Origin of the sequence: Pseudomonas sp. S3(2024) (assembly GCF_036861315.1) — a bacterium.
GTDB lineage: Bacteria > Pseudomonadota > Gammaproteobacteria > Pseudomonadales > Pseudomonadaceae > Aquipseudomonas > Aquipseudomonas putida_A.
On record NZ_JAZAQQ010000001.1, the window covers coordinates 680,239 to 705,093 of the forward strand.

At 60.9% G+C, this 24,855-nt stretch carries 22 protein-coding genes; 8 read left to right on the forward strand and 14 right to left on the reverse strand.

The window, feature by feature from the left end:
- Positions 1-24: 24 nt before the first annotated feature.
- The 4 genes from lepB to lptF all read right to left on the reverse strand — a co-directional run bounded on the left by lepB (position 25) and on the right by lptF (position 5,033).
- Positions 25-879 carry a signal peptidase I gene (gene lepB / locus VLA07_RS03245; protein ID WP_025112167.1) on the reverse strand — a complete coding sequence of 285 codons (855 nt, stop codon included), beginning with the start codon at positions 877-879 and terminating at the stop codon, positions 25-27.
- A gap of 9 nt (positions 880-888) precedes the next feature.
- Entirely contained in the window at positions 889-2,685 is a 1,797-nt protein-coding gene (lepA, locus tag VLA07_RS03250) for a translation elongation factor 4 (protein WP_003221926.1), read from the reverse strand.
- A 172-nt stretch (positions 2,686-2,857) separates the two neighbouring features.
- Positions 2,858-3,919, reverse strand: coding sequence for an LPS export ABC transporter permease LptG (lptG, locus tag VLA07_RS03255; RefSeq protein WP_007965162.1), 1,062 nt, complete (start codon positions 3,917-3,919; stop codon positions 2,858-2,860).
- Positions 3,912-5,033: an LPS export ABC transporter permease LptF gene (gene lptF, locus VLA07_RS03260; protein ID WP_330206298.1), complete on the reverse strand. Its 1,122-nt coding sequence runs from the start codon at positions 5,031-5,033 to the stop codon at positions 3,912-3,914. Before lptF ends, lptG begins: the two co-directional genes overlap by 8 nt.
- Before the next feature lie 308 nt (positions 5,034-5,341).
- Here lptF and VLA07_RS03265 point away from each other — a divergent pair, with 308 nt between their 5' ends.
- From VLA07_RS03265 to rlmF, 5 genes are all read left to right on the forward strand, one after another.
- Entirely contained in the window at positions 5,342-6,832 is a 1,491-nt protein-coding gene (locus VLA07_RS03265) for a leucyl aminopeptidase (RefSeq protein WP_027610952.1), read from the forward strand.
- Positions 6,833-6,892: 60 nt separating this feature from the next.
- Positions 6,893-7,321 (forward strand): DNA polymerase III subunit chi, encoded by a 429-nt coding sequence (locus VLA07_RS03270; RefSeq protein WP_095138269.1) that lies wholly within the window; start codon positions 6,893-6,895, stop codon positions 7,319-7,321.
- 8 nt (positions 7,322-7,329) lie between these two features.
- A complete protein-coding gene (locus VLA07_RS03275) occupies positions 7,330-7,716 on the forward strand; it encodes a DNA polymerase III subunit chi (RefSeq protein WP_333988389.1) in 387 nt (128 codons plus the stop codon).
- Between the two features lie 364 nt (positions 7,717-8,080).
- On the forward strand, positions 8,081-10,927 hold the full coding sequence (locus tag VLA07_RS03280; protein WP_183785810.1) for a valine--tRNA ligase: 2,847 nt from the start codon (positions 8,081-8,083) through the stop codon (positions 10,925-10,927).
- A gap of 233 nt (positions 10,928-11,160) precedes the next feature.
- Positions 11,161-12,180 (forward strand): 23S rRNA (adenine(1618)-N(6))-methyltransferase RlmF, encoded by a 1,020-nt coding sequence (rlmF, locus tag VLA07_RS03285; protein WP_333988390.1) that lies wholly within the window; start codon positions 11,161-11,163, stop codon positions 12,178-12,180.
- Between the two features lie 185 nt (positions 12,181-12,365).
- Here rlmF and VLA07_RS03290 read toward each other — a convergent pair whose 3' ends face one another.
- The gene (locus tag VLA07_RS03290; RefSeq protein ID WP_003221909.1) at positions 12,366-12,647 is read right to left on the reverse strand and encodes an HU family DNA-binding protein; all 282 of its coding nucleotides are present in this window, start codon (positions 12,645-12,647) and stop codon (positions 12,366-12,368) included.
- Between the two features lie 395 nt (positions 12,648-13,042).
- Here VLA07_RS03290 and yejK point away from each other — a divergent pair, with 395 nt between their 5' ends.
- Both yejK and VLA07_RS03300 read left to right on the forward strand, forming a co-directional pair.
- Positions 13,043-14,047, forward strand: coding sequence for a nucleoid-associated protein YejK (yejK, locus tag VLA07_RS03295; RefSeq protein WP_027610948.1), 1,005 nt, complete (start codon positions 13,043-13,045; stop codon positions 14,045-14,047).
- On the forward strand, positions 14,047-14,397 hold the full coding sequence (locus tag VLA07_RS03300) for a glutaredoxin family protein (protein WP_333988391.1): 351 nt from the start codon (positions 14,047-14,049) through the stop codon (positions 14,395-14,397). Before yejK ends, VLA07_RS03300 begins: the two co-directional genes overlap by 1 nt.
- A gap of 159 nt (positions 14,398-14,556) precedes the next feature.
- Here the strand turns inward: VLA07_RS03300 and VLA07_RS03305 are convergent, their stop codons facing one another.
- The 5 genes from VLA07_RS03305 to VLA07_RS03325 all read right to left on the reverse strand — a co-directional run bounded on the left by VLA07_RS03305 (position 14,557) and on the right by VLA07_RS03325 (position 18,529).
- The gene (locus VLA07_RS03305) at positions 14,557-15,492 is read right to left on the reverse strand and encodes a glutathione S-transferase family protein (protein ID WP_183785812.1); all 936 of its coding nucleotides are present in this window, start codon (positions 15,490-15,492) and stop codon (positions 14,557-14,559) included.
- Positions 15,493-15,576: 84 nt separating this feature from the next.
- Positions 15,577-15,879 carry a GIY-YIG nuclease family protein gene (locus VLA07_RS03310; protein WP_247267850.1) on the reverse strand — a complete coding sequence of 101 codons (303 nt, stop codon included), beginning with the start codon at positions 15,877-15,879 and terminating at the stop codon, positions 15,577-15,579.
- Positions 15,880-15,918: 39 nt separating this feature from the next.
- Positions 15,919-16,389, reverse strand: coding sequence for a nuclear transport factor 2 family protein (locus VLA07_RS03315; protein WP_333988392.1), 471 nt, complete (start codon positions 16,387-16,389; stop codon positions 15,919-15,921).
- Between the two features lie 204 nt (positions 16,390-16,593).
- Positions 16,594-17,880 (reverse strand): CynX/NimT family MFS transporter, encoded by a 1,287-nt coding sequence (locus VLA07_RS03320; protein ID WP_282413463.1) that lies wholly within the window; start codon positions 17,878-17,880, stop codon positions 16,594-16,596.
- Positions 17,870-18,529 (reverse strand): FadR/GntR family transcriptional regulator, encoded by a 660-nt coding sequence (locus VLA07_RS03325; RefSeq protein WP_333988393.1) that lies wholly within the window; start codon positions 18,527-18,529, stop codon positions 17,870-17,872. Before VLA07_RS03325 ends, VLA07_RS03320 begins: the two co-directional genes overlap by 11 nt.
- Before the next feature lie 479 nt (positions 18,530-19,008).
- Here VLA07_RS03325 and VLA07_RS03330 point away from each other — a divergent pair, with 479 nt between their 5' ends.
- The gene (locus VLA07_RS03330; protein WP_333988394.1) at positions 19,009-20,403 is read left to right on the forward strand and encodes a S8 family peptidase; all 1,395 of its coding nucleotides are present in this window, start codon (positions 19,009-19,011) and stop codon (positions 20,401-20,403) included.
- Between the two features lie 69 nt (positions 20,404-20,472).
- On the opposite strand, the gene VLA07_RS03335 is transcribed toward VLA07_RS03330, so the two are convergent.
- The 4 genes from VLA07_RS03335 to VLA07_RS03350 form a co-directional block, all read right to left on the reverse strand.
- On the reverse strand, positions 20,473-21,237 hold the full coding sequence (locus tag VLA07_RS03335) for an amino acid ABC transporter ATP-binding protein (protein WP_003221897.1): 765 nt from the start codon (positions 21,235-21,237) through the stop codon (positions 20,473-20,475).
- A 13-nt stretch (positions 21,238-21,250) separates the two neighbouring features.
- Complete coding sequence (locus VLA07_RS03340) at positions 21,251-22,348, reverse strand: amino acid ABC transporter permease (protein WP_007965184.1); 1,098 nt, start codon at positions 22,346-22,348, stop codon at positions 21,251-21,253.
- Between the two features lie 10 nt (positions 22,349-22,358).
- Positions 22,359-23,540: an amino acid ABC transporter permease gene (locus VLA07_RS03345; protein ID WP_097086328.1), complete on the reverse strand. Its 1,182-nt coding sequence runs from the start codon at positions 23,538-23,540 to the stop codon at positions 22,359-22,361.
- Positions 23,541-23,605: 65 nt separating this feature from the next.
- Entirely contained in the window at positions 23,606-24,637 is a 1,032-nt protein-coding gene (locus VLA07_RS03350; RefSeq protein WP_007965188.1) for an amino acid ABC transporter substrate-binding protein, read from the reverse strand.
- Between the last annotated feature and the right edge of the window lie 218 nt (positions 24,638-24,855).

The window sequence follows — 24,855 nt, forward strand, 5'->3', positions numbered from 1 at the left end:
TGTGGTCAACAGCGCCGTGATTGATTACTTGATCAGGCCAACCCGCGAGAAATTCGGCAGGTGGCTGAGTTTCGGTTCCGGCCAGCTCATCCAGACAGCGAAGGCTTTGCCGACGATATTCTGGTCGGGAACCATGCCCAGCAGGTCCTTGGGAATGTTCGGGTCATCCCAGTAGCGACTGTCGTTGGAGTTGTCGCGGTTGTCGCCCATCATGAAGTAGTGCCCGGCCGGCACGGTCCAGGTATGGTCCGGCGTGGCGCGGTAGCGGCTCATTTCCTTGCGGATCAGGTGCTCGGCGGCGCCGAGTTTTTCCTTGTAGAGCTCGGCGCTGCCCAGCGTGCCTGGCTCGGAGCCGACCAGTTGCTCGGCAATCGACTCGCCATTGACCAACAGACGCTTGTCGGCGGTGTAACGCACCGTGTCGCCCGGCAGACCGACTACACGCTTGATGTAGTTGACGTTCGGGTCGCTCGGGTAGCGGAACACCATCACATCGCCACGCTGTGGATCACCGACTTCGATGATTTTCTTGTCGATCACCGGCAGGCGGATCCCGTAAGAAAACTTGTTCACCAGAATGAAGTCGCCCACGTCCAGAGTCGGTTTCATCGAGCCGGACGGGATCTGGAACGGTTCCACCAGGAACGAACGCAGCACCAGCACGATGAACAGCACCGGAAAGAACGACTTGCCGTATTCGACCAGCAACGGCTCTTTGTTCAGCTTCTCGACCACCACGGGCTCGGGCTGGCTGACACTGCCTTGGTAAGAGGCAATGGCAGCACGCCGACGCGGCGCCAGGAACAGCAGATCGAGCAACGCCAACAGGCCGCAGACGAACACGGCGATGACCAGCAACAGCGGGAAATTTAGTGACATAGGACCTGACTATTCCAACCTGAGCACGGCAAGGAAGGCTTCTTGTGGAATTTCCACGTTGCCGACCTGCTTCATGCGTTTCTTACCGGCCTTTTGCTTTTCAAGCAGCTTTTTCTTACGGCTTACGTCACCGCCGTAGCATTTGGCCAATACGTTCTTTCTGAGTGCCTTGACGGTTGTCCGGGCAACGATCTGACCGCCAATGGCCGCCTGGATCGCCACGTCGAACATCTGACGAGGAATCAGTTCTTTCATCTTCTCGGTCAACTGGCGACCTTTGAAGTGCGAATTGTCACGGTGCACGATCAACGCCAGGGCGTCGACCTTGTCACCGTTGATCAGCACGTCCAGTTTCACCAGATTAGCCGATTGGTAACGATCGAAATGGTAATCCAGCGAAGCATAGCCGCGGCTGGTGGATTTGAGGCGGTCGAAGAAATCCAGGACCACTTCGTTCATCGGCAGGTCGTAGGTCACCTGGACCTGATTGCCGAGGAACAGCATGTCGACCTGTACGCCGCGTTTCTCGATGCACAGGGTGATGACGTTACCCAAGTGCTCCTGCGGAACCAGGATGTTGGCCCGCACGATTGGCTCGCGCATGTCTTCGATGGCCGACACATCCGGAAGCTTGGATGGGTTGTCGACGTAAATCGTTTCACCGGTTTTCAGTACCAGCTCGAAAATTACCGTTGGCGCGGTGGTGATCAGGTCCAGGTCGTATTCGCGCTCGAGGCGCTCCTGGATGATCTCCATGTGCAGCATGCCGAGGAACCCGCAACGGAAGCCGAAGCCCAGTGCGTCGGAGCTTTCCGGGGTGTACTGCAGCGACGAGTCGTTCAGGGTCAGTTTCTGCAGCGCTTCGCGGAAGTCCTCGAAGTCGTCGGAGCTGACCGGGAACAGACCGGCGTAAACCTGTGGCTGGATGCGTTTGAAACCGGGCAGAACCGGGACATCCGGGGTCGAGCTCAGGGTCAGGGTGTCACCGACCGGTGCACCGTGAATGTCCTTGATGCTGGCGATGATGAAGCCCACTTCGCCAGCCTTGAGGTCAGCGGTAGCGGTGTGCTTCGGGTTGAATACACCAACGCTGTCGACCAGGTGGATCTTGCCGGTGGATTTCACCAGGATCTTGTCACCCTTCTTCACGCGGCCATGACGCACGCGCACCAGGGAGACAACGCCCAGGTAGTTGTCGAACCAGGAGTCGATGATCAGCGCTTGCAGCGGATCTTCGATGTTGCCGGTCGGCGCAGGAATGGTCGCGACCAGACGCTCGAGCACTTCGTCGACACCCAGGCCGGTCTTGGCGCTGCAGGTGACGGCGTCGGTGGCGTCGATGCCGATGATCTTCTCGATCTCGTCCTTGACGCGGTCCGGCTCGGCCTGTGGCAGGTCGATCTTGTTCAGCACCGGCATGACCTCGAGGCCTTGCTCGATGGCGGTGTAGCAGTTGGCCACGGACTGGGCTTCAACACCCTGACCGGCATCGACCACCAGCAACGCGCCTTCACACGCGGCCAGGGAACGGCTGACTTCGTAGGTGAAGTCGACGTGACCCGGGGTGTCAATGAAGTTCAGCTGGTAGGTGACGCCATCTTTGGCCTTGTAATAGAGGGTAACGCTGTGGGCCTTGATGGTGATCCCGCGTTCGCGCTCCAGATCCATGGAATCCAGTACCTGGGCTTCCATCTCACGCTCGGCCAGGCCACCGCACATCTGGATGAAACGGTCAGCCAGCGTCGACTTGCCATGGTCAATGTGGGCGATGATGGAGAAATTGCGGATATGACTCAAATCACTCACGGATCAACACTCAAAAAGGCTGCAGGCTTGGCCCGCCGAAAAATAGCCGGGAATTGTACCTGATACACGGCGCAAGCGTCACGTTCGCCTGTCACCCCGATTGCATACGAAAACGCCCCGATCTGTCGACCGAGGCGTTTTCGCGGTTAAAGCGTTGGCAACAACGCGGCCATCAACCGGCCCGTCGCAGCAACCAGACACCTGCCAGCGCACAGACCGTGGCCGGCACCAGCACCGCGAACAGCGGCGAGAAGCCGAACACCAGGCTCGACGGGCCGAGCAGATCCTGGACGATGCGGAAGGTGAAGCCCACCAGCACACCGGTGAACACTCGCTGACCGAGGGTGACCGAGCGCAACGGGCCGAAGATGAAGGAGATCGCCATCAGCACCAGCGCGGCGGTGACCAGCGGCTGCAACACCTTGACCCAAAATGCCAGCCAATAGCGGCCATTGCTCAGGCCTTGATCCGCCAGATAGTGGATATAGCCCCACAGACCGGAAATCGACAGCGACTCAGGCGCCATCACCACCGTGTTGAGCAATTGCGGGCTCAGCGATACGTCCCACTCCTCGCTCGGCGCGTTCACCACTTCGGTGCTGCGCTCGTGGAACACCGTGGTGGTCACGTCGCTCAGCAGCCAGCGCTTGCCGTCGAACTCCGCACGCTTGGCGAAGCTGGAGCTGAGCAGGTGGCGCTCTTTGTCGAAGTGATAGCGGGTCACGCCATACAACAGGCCGTCGGGTTGCACGGCGTTGATATGGATGAATTCCTCACCCTGACGGTGCCACATGCCGTGCTTGGCGCTCTGCGCGTCGCCGCTGCCTTGCGCCAGCGAGCGATTGGCCTGAGCCATGCTTTCGGTGGCCGGGGCCACGTATTCGCCGATCAGCACGCCGGCCAGCATCAGCACCAGCATTGGCTTCATGACGGCCCAGACGATGCGCCCGATGGACACACCCGCGGCACGCATGACCGTCAGCTCGCTGCTGCTGGCCAGACTGCCAAGGCCGATCAGACAGCCGATCAGCGCGGCCATCGGCAGCATTTCATACAGGCGACGCGGCGCGGTGAGCAGGACGAAGCTCAGCACGTCGGTCAGCGTGTAGGTATCGCTGACATCGCTCATCTCGTCGATGAAGGCAAACAGGGTCGCCAGACCCAGAATGATCGCCAGCACGGCGATGATCGCCACGAATACGCTGCTGCCGATGTAGCGGTCGAGTTTAACCACGGGCCACCTCCAGCGCAGCGCTGCGACGGCTGGCCAGCTTCAGGCGCAACGGCTCCCAGTACAGCAGGCCGAGACCGATGACCAGGAAGATCCCGTGCACCCACCACAGGCCCAGCGCCGCTGGAATCTTGCCTTTTTCGAGGGCGCCGCGGGCGGCAATCAGGATGGTCAGGTAAGCCATATAAAGAAGAATCGCCGGCAGCAGCTTCAGGAAACGGCCCTGACGCGGATTGACCCGCGACAGCGGCACCGCCATCAGGGTCACGATGAACACCAGCAACGGCAGGGAAATCCGCCATTGCAGTTCGGCCTTGGAACGCTCGTCGTTGGCGCCCAGCAGGGTCGAAGTCGGGATCGCGTCACGGTCGGTGACTTCGTCACTGGCATCGGGTTTTGGCAGCAATACGCCGTAGGTGTCGTATTTGATCGCGCGGTAATCGGCCTGACCCGGGCTGCCGTCATAGCGATAGCCGTTGTGCAGGATCAGGTAGCGGTTGCCGTCAGAGTGGATCTCCTGACGGCCCTTCTCGGCCACCAGCACGGAAATCCCGCGGTCCTTCTGATCGGAGCCGAGGTTTTTCTGCGAGATAAACACGCCACCGAGGTTGACGCGATCGTCGGTCAGGCTTTCGGTGTAGGTCACCCGAGTGCCGTCACGCAACGCCTGGAAACGGCCAGGTTCGAGGGTATCGAATTCGGTCAGGGCGTCCTGTTTGTTCAGCAGCAGCTGGAACTGGTTGGCGCCCTGCGGGGCCAGACTCAGGCTCAGCCACGCCACCACCAGTGCCACCAGCGTCGCCGGGAACAGGGTCATGCGCAGCAGACGCTGCTGACTCATGCCGGTGGCCGAGAGCACGGTCATTTCGCTTTCGAGGTACAACCGGCCGTAAGCCAGCAGGATCCCGAGAAACAGACCCAACGGCAGGATCAGTTGCATGAAACCCGGCAGACGGTAACCCATGATCAGGAACAGCGATCCCGGATCGAGTTGGCCCGCAGCGGCCTGGGCAAGGTATTTGATGAAGCGACCGCTCATGATGATGACCAGCAGCACGGCGCTGACGGCGCTCAGGGTCAACATCACTTCACGGGACAGATAACGGAAGACGATCAAACCAGACACTCCAGGGTTGTCAGGCTAAGGCGGCCAAACAAGCAAACGTTTCGAGCGACCCGCAAGGCAGAGCCGTCGAAAAAAGATGCGGCATTATCCTGTGATTGAGGGCGCCTGTCACTGCGCACACTCACCCAAGCGTAGATTCCGTTGAAGATCGCACAACCGAGGGTTGTCAGGCGCGGTGAGCGAGGTTCAAACTGCCGCCTTCGTCGCAGGCACAGACCTGCGCCTCTTCTATCTATAAGCAGGCGACTGCGGACACCGTCGAACGCCTGTGTGTTGACCATTCATTCAGGGATCCGGACATGGAACTGGTTGTAAAAAGCGTTAGCCCAGAAACGTTGAAAACCGCCACCCTGGTGGTTGCCGTCGGCGAAGGCCGCAAACTCGGCGTCGCCGCCAGACAGGTCGACGAGCTGAGCGGTGGCGCGATCAGCGCCGTGCTCAAGCGTGGCGATCTGGCCGGCAAGGTCGGTCAGAGCCTGCTGCTGCACAGCCTGCCGAACCTGAAAGCCGAGCGCGTGCTGCTGGTCGGCGTGGGCAAGGATGAAGAACTGGGCGACCGTCCGTTCCGTAAAATCGTGGCTGGCATCCTCAACACCCTGAAAGGTCTGGGTGGCAGCGATGCCGTGCTGGCCCTGGATGAAATCATCGTCAAGAACCGCGACAGCTACGGCAAGACCCGTCTGCTGGCGGAAACCCTGGTGGACGGCGAATACACCTTCGACCAGTTCAAGAGCCAGAAAGCCGAACCGCGCGCCCTGAAGAAAATCACCCTGCTGACCATCAAAGCCGCTCAGGCCGAAGTGCAGCGCGCCGTGAACCATGCCACCGCGATCGCCAACGGCATGGCCTTCACCCGTAATCTGGGCAACCTGCCGCCGAACATCTGCCACCCGACCTTCCTCGGCGAGCAAGCCAAGAACCTCGGCAAAGAGTTCAAGGATCTGAAAGTCGAAGTCCTCGACGAGAAGAAGATCAAATCCCTGGGCATGGGCTCGTTCTACGCCGTCGGCCAAGGCAGCGCCCAACCGCCGCGCCTGATCGTCATGCAATACAACGGTGGCAAGAAATCCGAGAAACCTTACGCGCTGGTCGGTAAAGGAATCACCTTCGACACCGGCGGCATCAGCCTCAAGCCGGGCGCCGGCATGGACGAAATGAAGTACGACATGGGCGGCGCTGCCTCGGTGTTCGGTACCCTGCGTGCCGTGCTTGAGCTGAAGCTGCCGATCAACCTGGTGTGCATCCTCGCCTGCGCCGAAAACATGCCGAGCGGCAATGCTTCGCGTCCGGGCGACATCGTCACCACTATGAGCGGCCAGACCGTGGAAATCCTCAACACCGACGCCGAAGGCCGTCTGGTGCTGTGCGACGCACTGACCTACTCCGAGCGCTTCAAGCCACAAGCGGTGATCGACATCGCCACCCTGACCGGTGCCTGCGTGGTTGCACTCGGTGCACACACGTCTGGCTTGCTGGGCAACAACGACGAGCTGATCGAGCAACTGCTCAGCGCCGGCAAAGCTGCTGACGACCGCGCCTGGCAACTGCCGCTGTTCGACGAATACCAGGAGCAACTGGACAGCCCGTTCGCCGACATCGCCAACATCGGCGGGCCGAAGGCCGGCACCATCACTGCCGCGTGCTTCCTGTCGCGCTTCACCAAGAACCTCAACTGGGCGCACCTGGACATCGCGGGCACCGCGTGGACCAGCGGCGGCAAGGACAAGGGCGCCACCGGCCGTCCGGTTCCGCTGCTGACCCAATACCTGCTGGACCGCGCCAAAGCCTGAAACCGATGAACCTGGGCGGCGTCACTCTACGGTGACGCCGTTCAAGGCTCAGGAACCGCAATGACCAAAGTCGACTTCTACATCCTGCCCAGCGCCGATCCTTCGGCTCGTCTGGACTTTGCCTGCAAGCTCACCGAGAAAGCCTGGCGCATGGGCCATCGCATCTACCTGCATTGCAGCGATGCTGCTCAGCGTGACGATCTCGATGCGCGCCTGTGGGCGTTCAAGGGCGAAACGTTCGTGCCGCACGGCCCTGCCGAGAGCGAACCGGACGGTTTGATCGTGCTGGGACTGGGCGCTGACTGCGGCGAGCATCAGGATCTGCTGGTCAACCTCGACCTGAAAGTCCCGGCTTTCGCCAGCAAATTCGCCCGCGTGGCGGAAGTGGTGGTGGAAGATCCGACGATTCGCGCGGCGGCACGGGAGAGTTTCCGTTTCTACCGCGAACAGGGCTATCCTCTGCAAGATCACCGTTTACAGCGACTCTGAGTACGCCGATGGAAACTCCAAAACCGCTGCAAAAGCCCGCACACCTGCTGGACGATCTCGAATCGATCCGCCAGTTGCTCGGCGATGACAACCTGCAACCGCCCTTGCTGACCGACACGGTCGAGGACGGCGAACAGGAACAGATTCCGATGCTGTTCGAGGCCGTCGACGCCACGCCGCCGACCATCGAACCGCTACCTGCTCCGGCCCCGGCACCTGCTGCCGCACCTGTGGATAAAGGCCCGGACGCCCTGCTGCACCTCGATAGCGAACTGCGCGCCGCCGCGCAATTGATCATGCAGGACGTGATCGACGACTTCGCACCGCACATCGAAACCGAAATCAAACGCCGCCTCGAGGCGCGGATGGAACGGCTTTTGAGCCAATACGAATAACCACAAATCCCCTGTGGGAGCGGGGGGGGGGGGGGGGGGGGGGGGGGGGGGGGGGGGGGGGGGGGGGGGGGGGGGGGGGGGGGGGGGGGGGGGGGGGGGGGGGGGGGGGGGGGGGGGGGGGGGGNGAGGCGCGGATGGAACGGCTTTTGAGCCAATACGAATAACCACAAATCCCCTGTGGGAGCGGGCTTGCTCGCGAATGCGGTATGTCAGGCACCATCATCGCTGGCTGACACACCGCATTCGCGAGCAAGCCCGCTCCCACATTTGAACCGCGCACTACCTCCCCCGCTCGCCCTCGGCCCCATGCCCCGCTATACTTCCCGGCTTTTCCTGAATAAATGCCAATAGGGTCCCGCCGCGCATGGATAAGACCTACCAGCCGCACGCCATTGAAACTTCCTGGTACAACACCTGGGAGTCCGAGAACTATTTCGCACCGCAAGGCGCGGGCGATTCCTACACCATCATGATCCCGCCGCCGAACGTCACCGGCAGCCTGCACATGGGTCACGGTTTCAACAACGCGATCATGGACGCCCTGATCCGTTTCCGCCGCATGCAGGGTCGCAACACCCTGTGGCAGCCGGGCACCGACCACGCCGGTATCGCCACGCAGATGCTGGTGGAGCGTCAACTGGAAGCCACCGGCCAGAACCGCCACGACCTGGGCCGCGAGAAATTCCTCGAGAAAGTCTGGGAGTGGAAGGATCAGTCCGGCGGCAACATCAGCCGCCAGATCCGTCGCCTCGGTTCGTCCGTGGACTGGAGCCGCGAGCGCTTCACCATGGACGACGGTCTCTCGGAAGCGGTTAAAGAAGCCTTCGTACGCCTGCACGAAGACGGCCTGATCTACCGCGGCAAGCGTCTGGTCAACTGGGACACCAAGCTGCACACGGCGATTTCCGACCTCGAAGTGGAAAACCACGACGAGAAAGGTTTCCTGTGGAACCTCAAGTACCCGCTGGCTGACGGCGCGAAAACCGCTGAAGGCAACGATTTCCTGATCGTCGCGACCACCCGCCCGGAAACCATGCTCGGCGACTCTGCCGTCGCGGTTAACCCGAACGATGAGCGCTACAAAGCCCTGATCGGCAAATTTGTCGAGCTGCCACTGGTTGGCCGCCGCATCCCGATCATCGCCGACGATTACTGCGATCCTGAATTCGGCACCGGTTGCGTGAAGATCACCCCGGCCCACGATTTCAACGACTACGAAGTCGGTAAGCGCCACAACCTGCCGCTGCTGAACATCTTCGACAAGAACGCCAACGTGCTGCCCGCAGCCCAGGTGTTCAACCTCGACGGCACGTTGAATGACAGCATCGATGGCAAGATCCCGGCCGAGTATGCCGGTCTCGAGCGTTTCGAAGCGCGCAAGCAGATCGTCGCTGCGTTCGACGCCGCCGGCCTGCTGGTCAGCGTCGACGATCACAACCTGAAAGTGCCGAAAGGCGACCGCTCCGGTACCGTCATCGAGCCGTGGCTGACCGACCAGTGGTACGTGTCGACCAAGCCTCTGGCTGAACCGGCGATTGCAGCCGTTGAAGACGGCCGTATCCAGTTCGTGCCAAAACAGTACGAAAACATGTACTTCTCGTGGATGCGCGACATCCAGGACTGGTGCATCAGCCGTCAGCTGTGGTGGGGCCACCGGATTCCGGCCTGGTACGACGAGTCGGGCAAGGTCTACGTCGGTCGCGACGAAGCCGAAGTGCGTGCCAAGCACAACCTCGGCCCGGACGTTGCACTGCAACAGGACAACGACGTGCTCGACACTTGGTTCAGCTCGGGTCTGTGGACGTTCTCCACCCTCGGCTGGCCGGAACAAACCGAGTTCCTGAAAAAATTCCACTCCACCGACGTGCTGGTCACCGGTTTCGACATCATTTTCTTCTGGGTTGCCCGGATGATCATGCTGACGATGCACCTGATCAAGAACGAGGACGGCACTCCGCAAGTACCGTTCAAGACCGTTTACGTGCACGGCCTGGTGCGTGATGGCCAGGGCCAGAAGATGTCCAAGTCCAAGGGCAACGTCCTGGACCCGCTGGACATCATCGACGGTATCGAGCTGGAAGCCCTGGTGCAGAAACGCACCTCCGGCATGATGCAGCCGAAACTGGCGAAGAAGATCGAGAAGCAGACCCGCGACGAGTTCGCCGACGGCATCGCCAGCTACGGCACCGACGCCCTGCGCTTCACCTTCTGCTCGCTGGCGTCCACCGGTCGCGACATCAAGTTCGACATGGGCCGCGTCGAAGGCTATCGCAACTTCTGCAACAAGATCTGGAACGCCGCGCGTTATGTTCTGGACAAGGGCGAAGACTGCGGCCAGAACGGCGAAGCCTACGAGCTGTCGCTGGCGGATCGCTGGATCATCTCGCAACTGCAGCGCACCGAAGCCGAAGTGACCCGTCAACTGGATCAGTTCCGTTTCGACCTCGCCGCGCAAGCGCTGTACGAGTTCATCTGGAACCAGTACTGCGACTGGTACCTGGAACTGTCCAAGCCAGTGCTGTGGGACGAAAACGCTCCGGTCGAGCGTCAGCGCGGCACCCGTCGCACCCTGGTGCGCGTACTGGAAGTGGCGCTGCGTCTGGCGCACCCGTTCATGCCGTTCATCACCGAAGAAATCTGGCAGCGCATCGCGCCGCTGGCCGGCATTCAGGGCAAGACGATCATGCTGCAGCCTTGGCCGGTGGCCAACGAGGAGCGCATCGATCCGGCCGCCGAAGACGACATCGAATGGCTCAAGGGCCTGATGCTCGGCACGCGCAACATCCGTGGCGAAATGAACATCGGCCCGGGCAAACCGCTGCCGATCTACCTGAAGAACGTCAGCGCTGAAGATCAGCGTCGCCTGACCGAGAACGAAGCGCTGCTGAAGAAACTGGCGCGTCTGGAATCGATCACCGTACTCGCTGCTGGCGAAGAAGCGCCGCTGTCCGCCACCGCACTGGTGGGCGAGATGGAAGTGCTGGTGCCGATGGCCGGTCTGATCGACAAGGGCGCCGAGCTGGCACGTCTGGACAAGGAAATCCTGCGTCTGCAGGGCGAAGTCCAGCGGGTTGGTGGCAAGTTGTCCAACGCCGGTTTCGTCGACAAGGCCCCGGCCGAAGTCATCGAGAAGGAACGCGCCAAACTGGCCGAGGCTGAACAGGCCCTGGGCAAACTGGCCGAGCAGCACGCGCGGATTTCCAGCCTGTAAGGGCAAGCCGCAATGAAAAAGGGAGGCCCGCAAAGGCCTCCCTTTTTTTTCAAGAATCGCTACAAATACCCTGTGGGAGCGGGCTTGCTCGCGAATGCGGTGTGTCAGTCGACAAATCTGCCGGATGTGTAACCGCCTTCGCGAGCAAGCCCGCTCCCACAGTTTGAACGGTGTTGCCTTTAGATGTGGGACAATACCCGCCACTTTCAGCCATACCCGAATCGATCACACCCATGAACGCCCCCCGCACACCCAAACCTGCGCGCAAGAAGCCTGATGCCGCGACCCCGGCCAAAGCCGTCGAGCCGCGTGAAAAGGCCAGCCTGCATCCGCGCAATCGCCACCAGGGTCGCTACGACTTCCCGGCGCTGATCAAGACCACGCCGGAACTGGCGAAATTCGTGATCACCAACCCGTACGGCAAGGAAAGCATCGACTTCGCCAGCCCCGACGCGGTGCGCGTGTTCAACCGGGCGCTGCTCAAGGCGTTCTATGGCATCGAGCATTGGGACATTCCGGCGGACTATCTGTGCCCACCGGTCCCGGGCCGTGCCGATTACGTGCATTTCCTCGCCGACCTGCTGGCCAGCATGAACGACGGCAAGGTCCCGCGCGGTGCGATCGTCAACGTGCTGGACATCGGCATGGGCGCCAACTGCGTTTATCCGCTGATTGGTAACAGCGAATACCGCTGGCACTTCCTCGGTTCGGAAATCGACCCGACGGCCGTGGCCGCCGCCCGAGCCATCGTCCAGTCCAACGGGCTGAACAAGGTGATCCAGCTGCGCCAGCAGGAAAACCGCAAGCACATCCTGATTGGTCTGCTGGAGCCGGGCGAGCGCTTTGACCTGACCATGTGCAACCCGCCGTTCCACGCCTCGATGGAAGAGGCGACCAAGGGCAGCGAGCGCAAATGGCGCGCACTGGGCAAAGCCGATCCAAAACGCAAGCTGCCAGTGCTGAACTTCGGTGGGCAGTCCGCCGAGCTGTGGTGTGAAGGCGGTGAAGCGCGTTTCGTGACGCAACTGATCGCCGAAAGCGCGCACTTCCAGCACAAGGTGCTGTGGTTCAGCACGCTGGTGTCGAAAGCCTCGAACCTGCCCGCCATCGAAAGCGCGCTGAAGAAGGCCGGCGTGCTGGAAAGCAAGGTGGTGGAGATGTCGCAAGGGCAGAAGCAGAGCCGCTTCGTGGCGTGGACCTTCCAGACCAAGTCCGAGCAGCAGATCTGGCGGCGCGAGCGCTGGGTTCGCTGACACTGAGCTACTTGTGGGAGCGGGCTTGCTCGCGAAAGCGGTATATCAGCCGACATCAGGGTGACTGACACACCGCTATCGCGAGCAGGCTCACTCCTACAAAGGTTCGAGGTGCATCGCTAAATCACAGGCACAAAAAAACCGTGCCCGGATCACTCCGGTGCACGGTTTTTTATCGCTGCGTCTTACTTGTTCACAGCGTCGGTCAGGCCTTTGGCCACAACCAGCTTGATCACTTTCTTGGCAGGGATTTCGATGGCAGCGCCAGTCGAAGGGTTACGGCCAGTGCGGGCAGGACGCTCGGTCACTTTCAGCTTGCCGATACCTGGCAAGGTGATTTCGCCGCCGTTTTCCAGCTGATCGGCAACGATTTGGCCCAGTTGGTCCAGAGCGTTACGCGCGGTGGTTTTCGGCGCGTCGATAGCTTCAGCGATGTCGGCGATCAGTTGGTCTTTAGTAAGAGCCATGTAGTGTTCCTTCCCTATCAAATTCATATGGATTGCAGAGTGCAGTGTCAGCCATCGAGCCCGATCTTCTGGATCTGGCACCCTCGGCGATAACCACGACGAGTCGGGTTATAGATGCCGAAATCAGGGTTTGGTTCGACCTGACAAATGCTGATTGCACGCTTAACGCAGTGACTTCGCGTAAGACCGGGCAAAACTAGCACAGAGACGGGGAAATATCCGCCTCTAGCTACCCATTTGGTCAGCTTTATTGCTCTAAATCGGTAAAAAACTGCATAAGGGCACCCACCCGCCCTGGATTTGCCCTTCACCCCGCGCCAAAACCAGTGGTTGCGGTACACTGGGCGCTTTTTCGGGGGAGCCTGCCCTCCTCCCTTCCACCAGCCGAGAAGCCCATGCCGATCCGTCATTGCATCGTCCACCTGATCGACAAAAAACCCGACGGCACGCCCGCAGTTCTGCACGCCCGTGACTCTGAACTGGCTGAGTCCGCGGCCATCGAGAACATGCTCGCCGACCTCAACGAGAGCTACAACGCCAAACAGGGCAAAGCCTGGGGCCTGTTCCATCCGGAATCCGGTGCGTTCCCGTTCAGCGGCTGGCTGAAGGAATACATGGAAGGCGGCAAGGACTTCGCCGCGTTCAGCAAGGTTGCGGTCGAGCACCTGCAAAAGCTGATGGAAGAGTCGAACCTGTCGGTCGGCGGCCACGTGCTGTTCGCCCACTATCAGCAAGGCATGACCGACTACCTGGCGATCGCCCTGCTGCACCACAGTGAAGGCGTGGCGGTGACCGATGAGCTGGACGTGACGCCGTCGCGTCACCTCGACCTCGGCCAATTGCACCTGGCGGCGCGGATCAACGTCTCCGAGTGGCAGAACAACAAGCAGTCCAAGCAGTACATCTCGTTCATCAAGGGCAAGAACGGCAAGAAGGTTTCGGAATACTTCCGCGACTTCATCGGTTGCCAGGAAGGCGTCGATGGCCCGGGCGAGACGCGCACGCTGCTCAAGGCCTTCAGCGACTTCGTCGAGAGCGAAGACTTGCCGGAAGACTCCGCCCGCGAGAAAACCAAGACCCTGGTCGATTACGCCAGCAGCCAGGCCAAGCTCGGCGAGCCGATGGGCCTGGAAGAGCTGTCGGAGCTGATCGATGAAGAACGCCCGAAAGCCTTTTACGACCACATCCGCAACAAGGACTACGGCCTGTCGCCGGAGATTCCCGCGGACAAACGCACCCTCAACCAGTTCCGCCGCTTCACCGGCCGCGCCGAAGGCCTGTCGATCAGCTTTGAAGCGCACCTGCTGGGCTCGAAGATCGAGTACGACGAAGAGGCTGGCACCCTGATCATCAAGGGCCTGCCGACCTCGCTCACTGATCAGCTCAAGCGCCGCAACTGATGCTCGGCAATGTACTGAAGAAGGTCGCGCTGGTTCTGCTGGTGGTGGTGATCTATCAGAACTGGGGCAAGATCGAGCGGGTGTTCAAGCCGTCGCAAATGGTCTCTGAACAGGTTCGCGCCAACGCCCATGTCGTGCTGTATGCCACCGACTGGTGCGGCTACTGCAAGCAGACCAAGCGCTTTCTCGACAGCAAGGGGATTCCTTTCAAGGAATTCGATATCGAAAAGGACGCCGAGGCGCGCAAGGCGTACGAGGCGCTGGGCGGGCGCGGGATTCCGCTGATCGACGTGAATGGCACATTGATTCGCGGGTTCGACCCAGACGAGATCCTCGCCGCCCTGAAATAACACAACTCATCTGTGGTGAGGGGATTTATCCCCGATCGGCGGCGAAGCCGTCGCAAAATCTGCCTGGTAGGGCGTGCAGTTTTTTGGGGGCGCTTCGCGCCCCATCGGGGATAAATCCCCTCACCACAATTGCCCCCACAAGCAAAGGCCGCTTGCTGATCAGCGAGCTTCGATGCGGAAACCAAAACGCGGGAAGTGCACATGCACCACGCCGCCACGCGGGTCTTCGCGGCGCAGGATCAGCTCTTCGCGGCCAGCAAACAGCAACTCACCCACCACCGGATCAACCCCGTAATCTGTCGCGGCAATCGCCACCTGCTGCCCGGCCTTGAAACCGTTCGGATCGACAAACTGCTCATCCGGCAGCGCCGCCGGCGTCGAACTGCGCGCCACTTCCAGCGCCTCCTCGGCAGTCATTTCGCTCGCGGCACCATGACCAAAGCCCAGCACACGGCCCAGCCAGGCAGTCACGGCCGGATATTCATCGACCAACGGCGCAGTGACGTGCGTCGCCTTGAGGAACCACAGCGGATGCGCCAGGGCGAAGTCGGCAATCGACGGCTCACCGAACAGGAAGTCGCCCTGCTCGCGCTGCAACTGCTGCTCCAGCCGCGCCATGATCGTTGGCCATTGATGCTTGGCCTGTTCGGCCGACAGTCGCGTGGCGCTGCCGCCACTGAACAGCCCGGCACGGTCAGCGATAAACGCCTTGATCGCTTCCGGCGGCAACTTGCCGAAGCGCACCGCCACCGATTCCGGCTGGAACACCAGGCTGACCGCATGCTGGAACACCACCGAATCGGCCCACGCGGCGAAGCTGGCGCTGGTCATTTCCTGGCCTTCCGGGAAAAACGCCGGCAGGGCTTTTTCCTGCTCCAGACGACGGGCAATCAACGATGTGTCGCAATAGATGTCGGCGCCGATCTGCAACACCGGGGTCTTGCGGTAGCCGCCAGTGAGCGCAGTCAGATCCGGCTTGGGCATCACCGGCGAAATGTGCACCGAGCGCCACGACAAGCCTTTGAAGCCCAACAGCAGACGAGCCTTTTCGGCAAATGGAGAGGTCGGGTAATGATGCAGAATCAACTCGGACATGCTCGGCTCCGCCGCACAGAAAGTGAGTCCGCAGCTTAGCGTGCATTTGATTAGCAGCCTACAGATCTGCCTGATGGGAACCGATCAGTCAGATTGATAAGACGCGACCAGGCATTCCTTGGCGCTCTTGCGCAGCTTTTTGATCAGCCGTTCCTGGCGCAGCGCGTCGCTCTTGTCGCGGCAACGCTCGGTGTAGACCAGCGCCATCGCCGGGCTGGACAGGAAGAAGCGTGCGCCCTTGCCGCTTTGATGCTTGGCGAAGCGGCGCACCGGGTCGTCGCTGATCCCGCAGTACAGCGAACCGTTGGCCGCGCGCACGAGGTAGACGAACCAGGACTTGCTCGCTGGCTCGACGACTTCAACCGGTTTTTCGCTGAGGCTGGTCACTTCGGGATCTGGATGTGTAGGAAACAGGCCGCGATCTTATCAGCGAGTAGCCTGAAATGCCTTCAGACCTTTCAGCGCCTGCGCCCGGACCGCGTTGCGCACCAGCGGAGTCCAGCCGAGCAGCAGGCCTTTGAAGCCCAACGCCTGCCGCGACCAGCGCCACAGGTCGAAGTGATCGTGGTGCTCGCAGATCTTGTCGTCGCGAAAGACGAAGCGCGCCTGGATATCGTTGATTACCACGTTGCCGGTCTGGCTGAACAGGTAAGTCGCCACCCAATGCGCGCCGCCGCTGCGCTCGTCGGCGCGGACATTGTCGAAGGTCAGGGAGAAGTCCTTGGCGCGGGTGGTGAGCATGCGCCACATGTCGCCGGCATCGCGCCCGCGCAGTTCACCGAAGGCCGGATCGCTGAACACCACATCGTCGGTATAGCAGGCGGCCATGGCCTCGGCGTCGAGGCGCTGGAAGGCCTGGTAGAAGCGGGTGATCAGGGCGGCGTGGGCTTCGCTCATGGGCAAACTCCGGGAAATGGACAGATTGCCAGCACGATAAGCTGCAAATCGAAGAAACACTATCGGCATTCGTGCACCGAATATCAGCAACACACAGAACCACTGTAGGAGTGAGCCTGCTCGCGATAGCGGTGTATCAGTCAGCGCAATGTTGACCGACACACCGTTATCGCGAGCAGGCTCACTCCTACAAGTTGAACCGTGTCAGATCTTTTCGCTTTGCACTTGCACGTACAACGCCCGGCCGGCACCCAGCCCGGCAATGATCGCACCGGTGCCAATGATGCCGAAGATCCAGCCCACCGCATTCCAGCCGCCGGTCCAGTCATGCACCACGCCGACCGCGAACGGTCCCATCGACGCCAAGGTGTAGCCGAAGCCCTGGGACATACTCGACAGGTTCGCCGCCACATGCGAATCCCGCGAGCGCAGCACGATCAGGGTCAGCGCCAGACTGAACGTACCGCCCTGCCCCAGCCCCAGCAGAATCGCCCAGCCCCAGAGCCCTTCAATCGGCGCATACAGGCAACCGAACAGACCACCGAGGGTCAGCGCCATCACCACCACGATCGCCAGTCGCTGGTCCTTGCCCCGGGTCGCCAGCCACGGCGCAGCCAGCGAACTGGCGAGCTGGATGATCACCGAACCGGACAGCACCAGGCCGGCCTGGGTCGGAGTCAGGCCACGACCGATCAGGATCGACGGCAACCAGCCGAACACGATGTACGCCAGCGACGATTGCAGGCCCATGTACAAGGTCACTTGCCACGCCAGCGGATCGCGCAGCAGACCTTTCACCCGATAGGCGACGTTGTGCGCGCCGTGTTTCTGCCCGACTTGCGGCAGCCAGAACAGCGCCGCCACCAGCGCCGGGATCACCCAGAAACCCAGGCCCAGCGCCCAGCTGTGGTCGAAGTGTTCGCTCAATGGCACGGTGGAACCCGCTGCCATTGCCGCGCCCAGGCACAGGGCCATGGTGTAGACGCCGGTCATGGTCCCGGCGTGTTTGGCGAAGTCGCGTTTGACGATGCCCGGCAGCAGCACGCCGATAATGCCGATGCTCGCACCGCCAAGCACGCTGCCTGCAAACAGCCCGATCTCACCGAAGTTGCTGCGCACAATGATCCCGGCGGCCAGGGTCAGCAGTATCCCCAGCACCACCCGTTCGGCGCCGAAACGCCGCGCCAGAATCGGCGCCAGCGGCGCGAACAGTCCCAGGCACAACACCGGCAACGTGGTCAGCAAACCGGCCTGAGCCGCAGACAGGCCAAGGCTTTTCGACACTTCGCTGAGCAGCGGCGCCATGCTCGACAGCGCCGGGCGCAGGTTCAGCGCCACCAGAATCAGTCCCAGCAACAACAGCCACGGCCGGCGCACCAGCGGATGGCTTTGCTGCACTTGTTCGTCGTCAGCCTCGGCGTCGATCAGCAGCTCCTCGAGCTCCGCCGTGCGCTTGGGGGTTGAAAAGTTTTTCTCGCTTTCAAGGTTCATTGATCAACTGTCTCGATATGGCTTTGGCCCGTTCCGGGTCGCGTTGTTCGACGGCATCGAGCAACTCGATGTGCAGGTCGAACACTTCCTGACGGCGCGGGACGATGTTCAGCGTCTGGCGCAATTGCGCGCCGACGATACTGGAGAAATAGCGATACAACTCGCTGAGGGTGGGGTTGTGCGCGGCGTCCACCAGACGGCGGTGGAACACCAGATCGCAGGCAATGTAAGTGTCGAGATCGCCGTGGTAGTGGCTGCCGCTGGTGCCGAGCGCTGCGCGCAGCGCGAGCAGGTCTTCATCGGTGCGACGCAGCGCGGCCAGGCCAATCGCCTCGACTTCGAGGATGTGCCGGGTCTCACGCGCCTGCTCCAGCGAGCAACGGGACAACGCCTTGAGCGTGTCCATCGGATCGACCACTGCGCGCAAATAACTGCCGTCGCCCTGACGGATTTCGATCAACCCGGAAAACGCCAGCACGCGCATGGCTTCGCGCACCGTGTTGCGGCTGATGCCCAGTTCGGCGCACAACTCAGGCTCGGTCGGCAGCCGTTCGCCGACCTGCCACACGCCATCGGTGATGCGTTGGCGCAGTTGATCCAAGGCCTGATCGACCAGGGATCGCTTGATCAAAGGTGAGATGTCTGTCATGAAATTCGCCCTTTCATCCAATCATAGGATGAATTTTTTGACATGGTAGTCAGCTGAAGTGCCGCACACAACCCCAACCGAGACATCAGTCCTACCCGACGAGTTGTAAAAACCGCTGACAGGCGAAGTGATTTCCCACAGTCCGCAGTAATACTGCCGACATCACTTGCAGACGCTGGACTGCAGACTCTGGAAATTGATCCAGGGGCGTTTTGCCCCGTCTTTATCCAAAGGAAGATGCAACGTTCATGGTAGAAGTCAATTTTGGCAAGCGGCACGACCGCCCTTTTGTTCTGCAGAAAAATCGCCGATTGCTGGCAATCCGCAGCCACGCGGGAGCGCAGTTGGCGCAAACGCTTTGCTGCGAATCTGCTCACGCAGCGCTGGAAGGTTGCGAACTGTTGCTGCATGTCGAGGACGCTGATGTGCAGATTTTCAAACTGCCTGAGCACTCGGACGCCTCGCAACGCAAGGCGCTGTTGCGCGAATTGCCCGACGTGCGCTTCGCGGGCAGCGTGCTGGTGGATCCCATCACTCAGGAGCCGGTGCTCTATACCGAAAATATCTTTTTGAAGTTCATCGACTCGCTGAAAGCCACCGAGTGCATGGTCATACTTCAAGCGCTGGGCCTGATGATCAAGCAACAGGTGCCGTATGCAAAAAATGCCTTTTTTGTGCATCACCCCGCCATCCATGGCATCGATATCTGCACCCTCACGAGTGAATGGCTGGAACGCGACGAGATCGAATACTGCCACCCGGAGCTGCTGCGCCAGGGTCAACGCCGAGCGATCCATGCCAATCAGTGGCACCTGAAGAAAACCACCGTGACCTATCAGGTTGAAATCGATGCCAGCGCCAACGTCGAAGCCGCACATGAGCTCGCGCAGGGCGAAGGCATCGTCATCGCAGTCATCGATGACGCGTTCGATATTGACCATCCCGAATTTTCCGGAGAAGGCAAAGTGGTCGGTGCACAGAACTTTGACCGACGCAACGCCAAAGGCGGCCCGCGCCCACAGAACGCCCTGGAGCGCCACGGTACGGCCGCCGCCGGCGTGGCTTGCGCCAATGGAAAGGACGGCGCCAGCGGTGTCGCCCCCAAAGCCAGCCTGATGCCGTTGAAACTCACCAAACCCTTGGGAGCCCGCGCGGAGGCCGACGCCTTTTTCTGGGCGGCCGATCAGGGAGCCGACGTCATTTCCTGCAGCTGGGGGCCGGCTGAAGGGCATTGGGCCGACCCGGCGGACCCGCGTCACACGCAAGTGTTTCCCCTGGCCGCCAGCACACGGCTGGCAATCGAATACGCCGCCACCAAGGGCCGCAATGGCAAAGGCTGTGTGATCTTTTTTGGCGCGGGAAACGGTAACGAGTGCGCCGATAACGATGGCTATTCCAGCCACCCCCACGTCATTGCGGTAGGTGCCTGCAACGATCAGAACCGGCGCAGTGCCTACAGTGATTATGGCAAGTCACTCTGGTGCTGCTTTCCCAGCGGCGATCAGCAACACCCCGATCCGAAGTTCAAACCTGCAACCTCGATCCCGCAGACCCGGGGTATCCGTACCACTGATTTGAGCGCAAAGTTTGCCGCCGCCACATTGCCGGCCTACACCGACACCTTCAGCGGTACCTCCAGCGCCTGCCCCGGCGCCGCGGGCATCGCTGCGCTGGTGCTCGGCGTCAATCCCGAGCTTGATCGCTCTGCGGTACGCCAGATCCTTGCCGATTGCTGCGACAAGATCGGCCACCCCGATGACGGGCCGCGCGGCCAGTACGACGAAAACGGCCACAGTCACTACTACGGGCACGGCCGACTCAACGCGCTGCGTGCCGTGCACCTGGCACTTGAACGCAAAACAAATGCGGGCTGATTCGCCCCCATGAAAAAAGCCCTGTCGGCATACCGGCAGGGCTTTTTGTCAGGCGAGCTTTTCAGGCAATCAATGCAGGATCTGGCTCAGGAACAGTTTGGTGCGGTCATTCTGCGGGTTGTCGAAGAAGTCGTTCGGCGCCGCCTGTTCGACGATTTCGCCCTTGTCCATGAAGATCACACGGTTGGCCACGGTGCGGGCGAAGCCCATTTCGTGGGTCACGCAGAGCATGGTCATGCCGTCTTCGGCGAGGCCGATCATGGTGTCCAGCACCTCTTTGACCATCTCCGGGTCGAGGGCCGAGGTCGGTTCGTCGAACAGCATGATTTTCGGTTTCATGCACAGCGCGCGGGCAATCGCCACACGCTGTTGCTGACCGCCGGACAGTTGCCCCGGGAATTTATGCGCCTGCTCCGGAATGCGTACGCGCTCCAGATAATGCATGGCGATTTCCTCGGCCTTGCGCTTGGGCATCTTGCGCACCCACATCGGCGCCAGCGTGCAGTTCTGCAGGATGGTCAGGTGCGGGAACAGGTTGAAGTGCTGGAACACCATGCCGACTTCGCGGCGGATCGCTTCGATCTGCTTGAGGTCGTTGGTCAGCTCCACGCCGTCGACAACGATGCGCCCCTGCTGGTGCTCTTCCAGACGGTTGAGGCAGCGGATGGTGGTCGATTTGCCGGAACCCGACGGGCCGCACAGGACGATGCGTTCGCCCTGTTTGACGTTGAGGTTGATGTCTTTCAGCACGTGGAACTGGCCGTACCACTTGTTCACGCCCTGCATCTGGATAATGCCTTCAGGGCCGACAGGCTTTTTGATTGCTTCGCTCATTTACAGAGAACTCCTAACGCTTGTGGCCAGTGTCGAGCTTGCGTTCCAGATGCATGGAATAGCGCGACATACCAAAACAGAAAATCCAGAACACCAGAGCGGCGAACACGTAGCCTTCGGTGGCCATGCCCAGCCATTTCGGGTCGGCAGCGGCTTGCTTGACGCTGTTGAGCAGGTCGAACAGGCCGATGATGATCACCAGGCTGGTGTCCTTGAACAGCGCAATAAACGTGTTGACGATGCCGGGGATTACCAGCTTCAAGGCTTGCGGCAGAATCACCAGGCCCATGGCGCGCCAGTAACCGAGGCCCATCGCCGCAGCCGCTTCGTACTGACCTTTGGGGATCGCTTGCAGACCGCCGCGCACCACTTCGGCAACGTAGGCCGACTGGAACAGGATCACCCCGATCAGCGCCCGCAGCAGCTTGTCGAAGTTCATGCCTTCGGGCAGGAACAGCGGCAGCATCACCGAGGACATGAACAGCACCGTGATCAACGGCACGCCGCGCCAGAACTCGATGAAGGTCACGCAGACCACACGAATCGCCGGCATGTTCGAGCGCCGGCCCAGCGCCAGAATGATCCCCAGCGGCAAGGCACCGGCGATACCCACGGTGGCGATGACCAGGGTCAGCATCAGACCGCCCCACTGGCTGGTCGCCACGGCGTCGAGGCCGAACACGCCACCGTGCAGCAGGCACCAGGCGACAATCGGGTAGATCACCAGGAAGCTCAGACCGTACACCGCTTTACGCGGGAAGCGCGAGATGAACAGCGGTGCCACGCCGATCACCGCCAGCCACACGGTCAGGTCGACGCGCCAGCGCAGGCCGGTCGGGTAGTAGCCGTACATGAACTGGCCGAAACGCTGCTGAATGAACACCCAGCAGGCGCCGTCCTTGGTGCAGTCGGCGCGGGTGGTGCCGACCCAGTTGGCATCGAGAATCGCCCAACTGAGGATCGGTGGTACCACGAGGTAGATCAGATAAAACGCAAACAGGGTCAGCAGGGTGTTGAGCCAGCTGGAAAACATGTTCGCGCGTATCCATGCCATCGGGCCGAAGACCTTGGCCGGCGGTGGCATGTCGGGTTTGAAAGTATGGGTTGTCATGCGCGTTTCCTCACCGCTCGATCAGCGCAATGCGCTTGTTGTACCAGTTCATCAGCAGGGAAATGCTGATACTGATCGCCAGGTACACGCTCATGGTGATGGCAATGACTTCGATCGCCTGACCGGTCTGGTTGAGCACGGTGCCGGCGAATAGCGAAACCATTTCCGGATAACCGATACCGGCGGCCAGCGACGAGTTCTTCGCCAGGTTCAGGTATTGGCTGGTCAGCGGCGGAATGATCACCCGCAAGGCTTGCGGAATGATCACCTTGCGCAGGGTCGGGCCGTTGCGCAGGCCGAGCGAACGCGCCGCTTCGGTCTGACCATGGCTGACCGACTTGATCCCCGAACGCACGATTTCGGCGATGAACGCCGCGGTGTACACGGTCAGGGCGAGGGTCAGCGCCAGCAGTTCCGGGATCAGCACCCAGCCGCCGACGAAGTTGAAACCCTTGAGTTGCGGCATTTCCCAGTGCAGGGGGGCACCGAAGATCAGCGCGCACAAGGTCGGGATCACCAGCAGGATCGCCAGGCCGGTCCAGAACTTGTGGAACGGGACGCCGGTGTCTTCGAAACGCTTGTTGGCCCAGCGGCACATCAGCACGATGGCGACGATGGCCAGCACCACGCTGATGAAGAACGCCCAGAAGCCGTCAGCCATTTGCGCGGCCGGCATGTTCAGGCCACGGCTGCTGACGAAGAAGGTGTCGCCGAAGTTGTGGCTGTTGCGCGGTCCCGGCATGGTCAGGAATACCGCGAAGTACCAGAACAGGATCTGCAGCAGCGGCGGAATGTTGCGGAACACTTCCACGTACACGGTCGCCAGTTTGCTGATGATCCAGTTCGGCGACAGCCGCGCCACACCGATGATGAAGCCCAGCAGGGTCGCCAGGATCACGCCGATGAAGGTCACCAACAGGGTGTTGAGCAGGCCGATCACGAACACCCGAGCGTAACTGTCCGCTTCGGTGTAGGAGATCAGGTGCTGAGCGATGCCGAACCCGGCACTGCGCTCCAGAAAGTCGAAACCGGAGGTGATGCCCCGGTGCTGAAGGTTGGTCTGGGTGTTATCGAACAGATACCAGCCCATGGCGACCACCGCCACGACGGTGATGATCTGAAACAGCCACGCACGCACTCGCGGATCGCTGAGGCTGAGCCTCTGCTTTGGTGCGCCGATTGAATTTTGCATGAAGTGCCCCGGAAGAAATGGAACAGAACATCACCCGGCGGTTGGCCCGCCGGGTGATAGAACCATTAGCGCACTGGTGGTGCGTACTGAATGCCGCCGTTGGTCCACAGCGCGTTCAGGCCACGGTCGATTTCCAGCGGAGTGCTCTTGCCGAGGTTTTTCTCGAAGATTTCACCGTAGTTACCGACCTGCGAAACGATTTTCACAACCCAGTCCTTCGGCAGTTTCAGGTCTTTGCCGTATTCACCGTCAGCACCCAGCAGACGAGCGACGTCCGGGTTCTTGGTGGATTTGGCTTCTTCCAGCACGTTTTTCGAGGTCACGCCGGCTTCTTCAGTGTTCAGCAGCGCGTAGCCAACCCAGCGAACGATCGCCAGCCACTCGTCGTCGCCGTTACGCACGACCGGGCCCAGTGGTTCTTTGGAGATGGTTTCCGGCAGCACCACGTAGTCTTTTGGCGAAGCCAGTTTGCTGCGCTGTGCGTACAGCTGCGACTTGTCGGAGGTCAGCACGTCGCAACGACCGGATTCCAGCGACTTGGCGCTTTCATCGGAGGTGTCGAAAGTGATCGGGGTGTACTTCAGGCCGTTGGCGCGGAAGTAATCGGAGACGTTAAGTTCGGTGGTGGTACCGGCCTGGATACAGATGGTTGCACCGTCCAGTTCCTTGGCACTTTTCACGCCCAGCTTGTTGTTGGCCAGGAAGCCCACGCCGTCGTAGTAAGTGATGAAGCCCGGGAATTTCAGGCCCATGCCGGCGTCACGCGAGCTGGTCATGGTGGTGTTGCGCGAGAGCAGGTCGATTTCGCCGGACTGCAGCGCGGTGAAGCGCTCCTTGGCGTTCAACTGGCTGAACTTGACCTTGTTGGCGTCGCCGAATACGGCAGCGGCCACAGCGCGGCAGACGTCAGCGTCGATCCCGAGGATCTTGCCCGAAGCGTCCGGCACCGAGAAACCCGGCAGACCGTCGCTCACGCCACACTGCACGAAACCTTTCTTCTGCACGGCATCCAGGGTTGCACCCGCCTGAGCGAACCCGCTGACGCCGAGTACTGCTGCTGCAGTCACGACCGCCAGAGTGGATTTCAACATCTTCATTCAAACCTCCAGTTTTGCTCTTGTTGTGTCGGAGCTTGAGTCCAGTCGCACCCTTTTGAGGCGTTGTTGACCCGTGTTGGCTTTTTTTGGGGTCAACCGACGTAAGACCTTCGCTATGAGTCTAGTAGGAGAAAATCCACATCATGGACAACTCACTTCTCACCAATCGGCCGAACGGGCTGTAGCCCTTTCACGTTCGCTTTGCCCGTAGCGGCCAT

What these genes read in the sequence shown, in the direction of transcription:
- VLA07_RS03345 (WP_097086328.1), bottom strand. Translation starts at nt 23,540, where the DNA reads ATGCAAAATTCAATCGGCGCACCAAAGCAGAGGCTCAGCCTCAGCGAT.
- VLA07_RS03275 (WP_333988389.1), top strand. Translation starts at nt 7,330, where the DNA reads ATGGAAACTCCAAAACCGCTGCAAAAGCCCGCACACCTGCTGGACGAT.
- VLA07_RS03325 (WP_333988393.1), bottom strand. Translation starts at nt 18,529, where the DNA reads ATGACAGACATCTCACCTTTGATCAAGCGATCCCTGGTCGATCAGGCC.
- VLA07_RS03270 (WP_095138269.1), top strand. Translation starts at nt 6,893, where the DNA reads ATGACCAAAGTCGACTTCTACATCCTGCCCAGCGCCGATCCTTCGGCT.
- VLA07_RS03265 (WP_027610952.1), top strand. Translation starts at nt 5,342, where the DNA reads ATGGAACTGGTTGTAAAAAGCGTTAGCCCAGAAACGTTGAAAACCGCC.
- VLA07_RS03315 (WP_333988392.1), bottom strand. Translation starts at nt 16,389, where the DNA reads ATGAGCGAAGCCCACGCCGCCCTGATCACCCGCTTCTACCAGGCCTTC.
- rlmF (WP_333988390.1), top strand. Translation starts at nt 11,161, where the DNA reads ATGAACGCCCCCCGCACACCCAAACCTGCGCGCAAGAAGCCTGATGCC.
- VLA07_RS03340 (WP_007965184.1), bottom strand. Translation starts at nt 22,348, where the DNA reads ATGACAACCCATACTTTCAAACCCGACATGCCACCGCCGGCCAAGGTC.
- VLA07_RS03335 (WP_003221897.1), bottom strand. Translation starts at nt 21,237, where the DNA reads ATGAGCGAAGCAATCAAAAAGCCTGTCGGCCCTGAAGGCATTATCCAG.
- VLA07_RS03350 (WP_007965188.1), bottom strand. Translation starts at nt 24,637, where the DNA reads ATGAAGATGTTGAAATCCACTCTGGCGGTCGTGACTGCAGCAGCAGTA.
- lepB (WP_025112167.1), bottom strand. Translation starts at nt 879, where the DNA reads ATGTCACTAAATTTCCCGCTGTTGCTGGTCATCGCCGTGTTCGTCTGC.
- VLA07_RS03305 (WP_183785812.1), bottom strand. Translation starts at nt 15,492, where the DNA reads ATGTCCGAGTTGATTCTGCATCATTACCCGACCTCTCCATTTGCCGAA.
- VLA07_RS03300 (WP_333988391.1), top strand. Translation starts at nt 14,047, where the DNA reads ATGCTCGGCAATGTACTGAAGAAGGTCGCGCTGGTTCTGCTGGTGGTG.
- yejK (WP_027610948.1), top strand. Translation starts at nt 13,043, where the DNA reads ATGCCGATCCGTCATTGCATCGTCCACCTGATCGACAAAAAACCCGAC.
- VLA07_RS03320 (WP_282413463.1), bottom strand. Translation starts at nt 17,880, where the DNA reads ATGAACCTTGAAAGCGAGAAAAACTTTTCAACCCCCAAGCGCACGGCG.
- VLA07_RS03280 (WP_183785810.1), top strand. Translation starts at nt 8,081, where the DNA reads ATGGATAAGACCTACCAGCCGCACGCCATTGAAACTTCCTGGTACAAC.
- VLA07_RS03290 (WP_003221909.1), bottom strand. Translation starts at nt 12,647, where the DNA reads ATGGCTCTTACTAAAGACCAACTGATCGCCGACATCGCTGAAGCTATC.